Origin of the sequence: uncultured Neisseria sp. (assembly GCF_951230505.1) — a bacterium.
Lineage (GTDB): Bacteria > Pseudomonadota > Gammaproteobacteria > Burkholderiales > Neisseriaceae > Neisseria.
In genome coordinates this window covers 1-7204 of sequence record NZ_CATNVN010000090.1, presented here as the reverse complement: position 1 = coordinate 7204, position 7204 = coordinate 1, and the positions used below count along the sequence as shown (strand labels likewise).

Annotated in this window: 9 protein-coding genes, 1 tRNA gene and 1 pseudogene; 8 read left to right on the top strand and 3 right to left on the bottom strand. The window is 51.1% G+C overall.

Annotated features, from left to right (window positions below):
• Positions 1 to 197, bottom strand: a pseudogene (locus Q1M25_RS06670) (glutathione synthetase); the annotation flags it as partial.
• 124 nt (positions 198 to 321) lie between these two features.
• On the opposite strand from Q1M25_RS06670, the gene Q1M25_RS06665 reads away from it, so the two are divergent.
• The 5 genes from Q1M25_RS06665 (at position 322) to Q1M25_RS06645 (ending at position 4457) form a co-directional block, all read left to right on the top strand.
• Positions 322 to 1557: an FAD-binding domain-containing protein gene (locus tag Q1M25_RS06665; protein WP_300483188.1), complete on the top strand. Its 1236-nt coding sequence runs from the start codon at positions 322 to 324 to the stop codon at positions 1555 to 1557.
• Between the two features lie 147 nt (positions 1558 to 1704).
• Positions 1705 to 2424, top strand: a complete 720-nt coding sequence (minC, locus tag Q1M25_RS06660; protein ID WP_300483185.1) for a septum site-determining protein MinC — start codon at positions 1705 to 1707, stop codon at positions 2422 to 2424.
• Between the two features lie 26 nt (positions 2425 to 2450).
• Positions 2451 to 3266: a septum site-determining protein MinD gene (gene minD / locus Q1M25_RS06655; protein WP_049330767.1), complete on the top strand. Its 816-nt coding sequence runs from the start codon at positions 2451 to 2453 to the stop codon at positions 3264 to 3266.
• Positions 3267 to 3269: 3 nt separating this feature from the next.
• A complete protein-coding gene (gene minE / locus Q1M25_RS06650) occupies positions 3270 to 3533 on the top strand; it encodes a cell division topological specificity factor MinE (protein ID WP_003680625.1) in 264 nt (87 codons plus the stop codon).
• Positions 3534 to 3536: 3 nt separating this feature from the next.
• Positions 3537 to 4457 (top strand): hydrogen peroxide-inducible genes activator, encoded by a 921-nt coding sequence (locus Q1M25_RS06645; protein WP_049330768.1) that lies wholly within the window; start codon positions 3537 to 3539, stop codon positions 4455 to 4457.
• A gap of 63 nt (positions 4458 to 4520) precedes the next feature.
• Here Q1M25_RS06645 and Q1M25_RS06640 read toward each other — a convergent pair whose 3' ends face one another.
• A complete protein-coding gene (locus tag Q1M25_RS06640; protein WP_003684747.1) occupies positions 4521 to 4733 on the bottom strand; it encodes a glycine zipper 2TM domain-containing protein in 213 nt (70 codons plus the stop codon).
• A 254-nt stretch (positions 4734 to 4987) separates the two neighbouring features.
• Here Q1M25_RS06640 and Q1M25_RS06635 point away from each other — a divergent pair, with 254 nt between their 5' ends.
• The gene (locus tag Q1M25_RS06635; RefSeq protein ID WP_070814098.1) at positions 4988 to 5437 is read left to right on the top strand and encodes a CopD family copper resistance protein; all 450 of its coding nucleotides are present in this window, start codon (positions 4988 to 4990) and stop codon (positions 5435 to 5437) included.
• A gap of 33 nt (positions 5438 to 5470) precedes the next feature.
• On the top strand, positions 5471 to 6445 hold the full coding sequence (locus Q1M25_RS06630) for a TerC family protein (RefSeq protein WP_049330771.1): 975 nt from the start codon (positions 5471 to 5473) through the stop codon (positions 6443 to 6445).
• A 69-nt stretch (positions 6446 to 6514) separates the two neighbouring features.
• On the opposite strand, the gene Q1M25_RS06625 is transcribed toward Q1M25_RS06630, so the two are convergent.
• On the bottom strand, positions 6515 to 6946 hold the full coding sequence (locus Q1M25_RS06625) for a hypothetical protein (protein ID WP_003749309.1): 432 nt from the start codon (positions 6944 to 6946) through the stop codon (positions 6515 to 6517).
• Positions 6947 to 7128: 182 nt separating this feature from the next.
• Between Q1M25_RS06625 and Q1M25_RS06620 the strand changes: the two genes are divergently transcribed.
• Positions 7129 to 7204: transfer RNA gene (locus Q1M25_RS06620), tRNA-Lys, on the top strand.

Here is a 7204-nt window from a genome sequence, read left to right as displayed (position 1 = left end):
CGGAAGGCTTCGGGTTCGGCGGCATAATCCCATGCGCACAAAGGCAGCAAAAACGGCGCGGACGGATGGTTTTGCCACGTATCAAATACGGTTTTCACGCCCATGCTTTCCAAGCATGCCGCCAATGTTTTCAGATTGTCCGACGGTTCGGGATAGGTTTGGCAGGTAATGAGTGCCAAAACGGTTTGCTCGGTCATGGTTGCATCTCGTTGCTAAAACCAAAATTATATAGCGAAATCAAACCAAAAGATTTTTCAGACGGCCTGATACATAAGGCCGATTCTGATAAAATGGTTTCCCCTTTTCCGTCGGAACATGCTCATGAAATCTGCCCACGTCCTTGTCTGGTTCCGCCGCAACCTCCGCCTGCACGACAATGCCGCGCTTAATGCCGCCGTCGCAAGCGGTTTGCCCATCGCCTGCGTCTGGGTCAGCCAAAGGCCGTCTGAAAACCACAATCCGCGTCAAAGCCTGTTCCATTATCAAGCCGCGCAAGAGCTACATACCCGTCTGGCGGCACACCATATTCCCTTATATGCCGTCGCTTCCGACGAAGACCTCCTCCCCTTGGCTGCTGCGCTCCATGCCCATACCGTCATCACTGACGAAGCCTACACCGAAGCCGAAATCCGCCAAGACAACCTCCTCTGGCACAATTTCGACCGTGCAGGCATTGCCCTGCAACACACCAACGACCGCGGTATCTTGGCTAAAGCCCCCCTCATGGATGCCAACGGCCTGCCCTACACCAATTTTGCCGCCTATAAACAAGCATGGTTGCAGGCTTATTCAGGACAAAGGCCGTCTGAAACCGAATTGCCTGTTCAAACCGGGCAAAACGTTCCACTGTTTCCAGCCCATAGTGGCGCAGTATTGCCTGCCTATCAACAGGGCGGCGAAACCGCGGCCTTAACGCAATGGCACGCGTTCAAACAAAATTTGGTTCACTACCCGATTACCCAAAATTTTCCGGCACGAAAAAACACCAGCCTCCTCAATGCCTACCTGTCCGCAGGCTGCATTTCACCGCGCCTGCTGGCTGCCGAAGGCTTGGCAAACCGACATTTCGAGTGGCTGGACAAGCTTATTTTCCGCGACTACTGCTACCAGCTCGCCTACCACCGCCGCCTACCCGAAACAACCGATGCCGCCCCGGTGCGCGAATACTGGCGCAACGGCCAAACCGGCGTACCCATCATCGACGCCTCCATCCGCAGCCTTGAAGCCACCGGCCACCTACATCCTGTTCTCCAGCAGCTGTGCGCCCACTATTTCTGCCATGCCCTCAACCTCGATCCCAACCAAGGTATCGCGTGGACAGCCTCCGTCCAAACCGGCACCGACCCCGCACTCAACCAAGCCAACTGGCACCTTGCCGCCCAAGACACAGCCACCGTCCGCTATGCCCACCGTTCGCACCAAATCGACCCCGACGGCAGCTACATCCGCAGTTACCTCCCCGAATTGGCGCACCTACCGTCCACCATCATCCACACGCCGTGGGCCGCCGCCGATGACATCGACACACACGGCTACCCCTTTCCCAAGGCCGTCTGAAACCTGTGTTCACACCAAAAAACCACACTAAATACAGCTGAAAAACGTTCAAACAAAATATTTTGGTTTCAGACGGCCAAACAGATTGAATAGCCAAGATTTACACGGTAAACTTACGTCATTAAAAAATTTTATTATTTCATTACAATGAAACCCGCATTCGACATAAAAACGTCACGTTTGGACGTCTTATCCATCCATCTGCACACCGCAGATCTAACCGAATTGGAAGAATTCCTGCGCCAACTGGCAGGCCAATCCCAAGACGAATTCGTTCCCTTCATTTTAGACGTACAAGATTTCGACCATCCCGAATCCATCGATTTGGGCGGCATGATTTCCCTGTTTGCCCGTTACGGTATGCAAATTTTAGGGCTGCACCACACCAGCGACACATGGGCGACAGCGGCAGCGCGTTACCACTTGGTCTTCAAACAAGGCAATTCCACCCAAGCAGCCGACACACAGGCAGCACCTACTCCTCGCCAAGCACCGCAGCCGCAAGACGTACAAGCCACCGTTATCAACAATCCGACCGTATTGGTCAGCACGCCCGTGCGTACCGGCCAGCAGGTTTACGCTGAAAACGGCGACCTCATCGTTACCGGCATCGTCAGCCAAGGTGCGGAACTTATCGCCGACGGCAACATCCATATTTACGCCCCCATGCGCGGCAGAGCGTTGGCCGGTGCAAAAGGCAATACCAACGCGCGCATCTTTATTCATTCCATGCAGGCCGAATTAGTCTCCGTTGCCGGCATCTACCGCAACTTCGAGCAAGACCTGCCCGAGCATCTGCACAAAAAACCCGTACAAGTATCATTGCAAGACAACCGACTGGTTATCAGCGCAATCGACGCCGAATAAACATCAGTACTTAAAAAGGAAATATCGTGTCCAAAATCATCGTAGTAACTTCAGGTAAAGGCGGCGTAGGCAAGACCACTACCAGCGCCAGCATCGCAACCGGCCTGGCCCTGCGCGGCCACAAAACTGCTGTGATCGACTTCGACGTCGGTTTGCGCAACCTTGACCTGATTATGGGTTGCGAACGCCGCGTCGTATACGACCTCATCAACGTCATCCAAGGCGAAGCCACACTCAACCAAGCCCTGATTAAAGACAAAAACTGCGAAAACCTCTACATCCTGCCCGCCTCGCAAACCCGCGACAAAGACGCACTGACCCGCGAAGGCGTGGACAATGTGATGAAAGAGCTGGCCAGCGAAAAAATGGGCTTCGAATTCATTATCTGCGACTCTCCTGCCGGTATCGAACAAGGTGCACTGATGGCACTCTACTTTGCCGACGAAGCCATCATTACCACCAATCCGGAAGTATCCAGCGTCCGCGACTCCGACCGTATCTTGGGCATTTTGCAAAGCAAATCCCGCAAAGCAGAACAAGGCAGCACTGTTAAAGAGCACCTGCTGATTACCCGCTACTCCCCTGAGCGCGTGGCTAAAGGCGAAATGCTGTCTGTACAAGACATCTGCGATATCTTGCGCATCCCGTTGATCGGTGTGATTCCTGAATCACAAAACGTCCTGCAAGCTTCCAACGCCGGCGAACCTGTCATCCACCAAGACAATGCCGCAGCAGCAGAAGCCTACAAGGACGTTATCGCCCGCCTCTTGGGTGAAAACCGCGAAATGCGTTTCCTCGAAGCTGAGAAGAAAAGCTTCTTAAAACGACTGTTCGGAGGTTAATACATGTCACTGCTCGATATGCTGTTCGGCAGAAAGCCGAAAACCGCCACCGTCGCGCGCGACCGCCTGCAAATCATCATCGCGCAAGAGCGCGCACAAGAAGGCCAAGCTCCGGATTATCTGCCGACCTTGCGTAAAGAGTTGTTGGAAGTCCTGTCCAAATACGTCAACGTATCATTGGACGACATCCGCATCTCCCAAGAAAAACAAGACGGCTTGGACGTTCTTGAGCTGAACATCACCCTGCCGGAACAAAAAAAGGCTTAACACATGACCTTGACCGAATTGCGTTACATCGTAGCCGTCGCACAAGAACGTCACTTCGGACGTGCCGCACGACGCTGCTTTGTCAGCCAGCCCACCCTCTCCATCGCCATCAAAAAACTGGAGGAAGAGCTGTCGGTATCCCTGTTCGACCGTAGCAGCAACGACATCATCACGACCGAAGCAGGCGAGCGCATTGTCGCCCAAGCCCGCCGGGTTCTGGAAGAAGCAGAACTCATCAAGCACCTTGCCAATGAAGAGCAAAACGAATTGGAAGGTGCGTTCAAACTCGGCCTGATTTTCACCGTTGCCCCCTACCTTCTGCCCAAGCTCATTACCGCGCTGCGTGAAACCGCGCCGAAAATGCCGCTGATGCTGGAAGAGAACTATACCCACATCCTGACCGAGTCGCTCAAACGTGGCGATGTCGATGCAATCGTCGTTGCCGAACCGTTCCAAGAGCCGGGCATCGTGACCGAGCCTCTGTATGACGAACCTTTCTTCGTCATTGTTCCCAAAGGCCATCACTTTGAAGAACTCGATGCCGTTACGCCTCAGCTTTTGGGTGAAGAACAAGTGTTGCTGCTGTCCGAAGGCAACTGTATGCGCGACCAAGTGTTGGCAAGCTGTTCCGAATTGGCTTCCAAACAGAAAATCCAAGGTTTGACCAATACCCTGCAAGGCAGCTCCATCAACACCATCCGCCACATGGTTGCCAGCGGTTTGGCCATCAGCGTCATGCCGGCTACCGCATTGACCGAAAACGACCATATGCTTTTCAGCATTATCCCGTTTGAAGGCACTGCACCGCACCGCCGTGTCGTTTTGGCCTATCGTCGCAACTTTGTCCGTCCGAAAGCACTGACTGCTTTGCGTACTGCCATTTTGCAATCGCAACTGACCGGCGTAACCTTCGTCAACGAATAAACCGCAAAACAAAAGGCCGTCTGAATGTTCAGACGGCCTTTTTATTTTTAACCGAATAAAGGATTAGTAGCGGGTATGAACCTGACTGCCGATAACACCACCCAAAGCCGCACCACCCAAGGTAGAGCCGGTATCGCCACCAATCAAGTTACCTGCCACACCACCCAATACCGCACCAGCAGCAGTGTTGCGTTGGGTTTGAGTCATATTGGCACATGCACCCAAAGAAGCGGCCAGCATGATCAAGGTCACAGTTTTTGCAAAAGTTTTCTTCATGGTTTGATTCTCCATCAGGGGTTAAGCTTTATATGGAACAGTATGGCACAACCTTTCATTAATATATTTTCTGATAAGTAAAGACAGATTAAACTAAGATAACGCTCTTGATGAACGGTTAACTTCAAAAATAAACGGCAATTCCAATAGAATATTTATAAAATTTAATATATTTGGCATAAAATTGCGCATACATCAACCGCATTCGGTAGTGATACAATGACGACTTGTCTGAATTACCGGAAACACCCGTCATGAGTATCTACGCACTGGCACACATCATCCACGTTTATTGCGCGATTGCCTTTGTCGGCGGCGTATTTTTCGAAATGCTGGTTCTCTCCGTTTTGCACACCGGCCGCGTTTCGCGCGAATCGCGCCGCGAAGTCGAACGTGCCATGTCCCATCGTGCCGTCCGCGTGATGCCGCCTGTCGTCATTACCTTGTTCATCAGCGGCATCGTGATGGTGTACAACCGCTACCTGCCGATACTGCACCACCCATTCGACAGCTCTTTCGGCATCATGCTGAGCATCAAAATCCTGTTGGCAATAAGCGTTTTGGTACATTTTGCCATCGCCGTCGTCAAAATGGCACGGCACACCCTCACCGTCGGCTGGTCGAAATACATACACGCCGTCGTATTCAGCCATATGCTGTTTATCGTCTTTTTTGCCAAAGCAATGTTCTACCTGTCTTGGTAAACCTTACCCATACCCCACACACAAGGATTGTTTATGACCCAATACCCGTCCGTCGGCTCGCCGATGTTTTACGGCATCTTCTTTATTGCCGTCTTAATCATGATCGCCATCGATATGGTATCGCTGAAAAAAAACGGCGCCCACAAAGTCAGCATCAAAGAAGCCCTCGCTTGGAGCGGCATTTGGGTGGCCGTATCCTGCGCATTTGCCGGCTGGCTCTATTTCGAACTGGCGGGCAACCCGGCTTACGGTGCTGTTGTCGCCAAAGAAAAAATCCTCGAATTCTTCACCGGCTATGTGCTCGAAAAATCCCTTGCAGTCGACAACATCTTCGTTTTCCTGATGATTTTCGGCTATTTCAAAGTCGAACCCAAATTCCAACACCGCATCTTGCTCTATGGTGTATTCGGCGCCATCGTCCTGCGCGCCATCATGATCTTCATCGGCGCAGCCTTGGTACAACAATTTGAATGGATTTTGTACCTCTTCGGCGCCTTCCTCTTATACACCGGCATTCACATGATGAAGCCGGAAGCCGAAGCTGAAGAAGACCTTTCCCAAAACAAAATCCTGACCCTACTCAAAAAAGTCATCCCGACCAGCCAACAGTTTGACGGTGAAAAATTCTTTACCATTGAAAACGGCAAACGCATCGCTACGCCGCTTTTGCTAGTATTGATTATGATCGAATTGAGCGACGTCATCTTCGCCGTTGACAGCATCCCCGCTATTTTTGCCGTAACCACCGACCCATTCATCGTCCTCACTTCCAACATTTTTGCCATCTTAGGCCTGCGTGCCATGTACTTCTTACTGGCAGACTTTGCCGAACGCTTTATTTTCCTCAAATACGGCTTGGCCTTCGTATTGAGCTTTATCGGTATCAAGATGCTGATTATGCACTGGGTACATATCCCGATTTCCATTTCCCTGTCCGTCGTCTTCGGCGCACTGGGTGCATCCATCCTGACTTCTTTGGTGTACACGCGTCAGCAAGAAAAAAAATAATCTGCCGATACAAAAAGGCCGTCTGAAAAACATTTTTTCAGACGGCCTTTTCAAATATCGGACACAGGCTTATTTAGCAGCATCTTTCAATTTGTCGGCAGCTTCTTGAGTTGCATCGGCAGCTTTACCCAAAGCATCTTTAGCCGCATCTTTGGCAGCGTCTTTAGCTTCGCCCACAGCAGCTTTTGCATCGTCCAAGGCTTTGTCGCTGGCTTCTTTAGCACCATCGATGGCTTTACCGGTAGTTTCTTTAGCATCGGAAATTGCTTTCTCCGCAGTTTCCTTCGCATCGGCACCGGCTTCTTTAGCGTCAGAAACAGCCTGTTCAGCAGCGCCTTTAGCTTCGGAAGCAGCAGCATCGGCAGCAGAAGCCGCGTGTTCGGCAGCAGCGTTCACATCAGAAGCAACGGCAGAAGCCGCTTCTTGAGTTTCCTGTTTCGCCTCTTGAGAACAAGCAGCCAAACCAGCCACCATCATCGCAGCAATCAATAATTTTTTCATGTTGTATATCCTTTGGTCTAAAAAATATCCATCAGAACTGACAGATTAGAAAATCATAACATAATTAATACTCGAAAACGGGAGAATTAACGCCAAATAACAACCGATTTACGTTTTCTGAAGAAAATTTCAAAAAAACAGTTGACGAAAAGAAACAAGCTCCCTATAATGCACAGCTTATCGGGTCGTTAGCTCAGTCGGTAGAGCAGCGGACTTTTAATCCGTTGGTCGAGCGTTCGAATCGCTCACGACCCACCA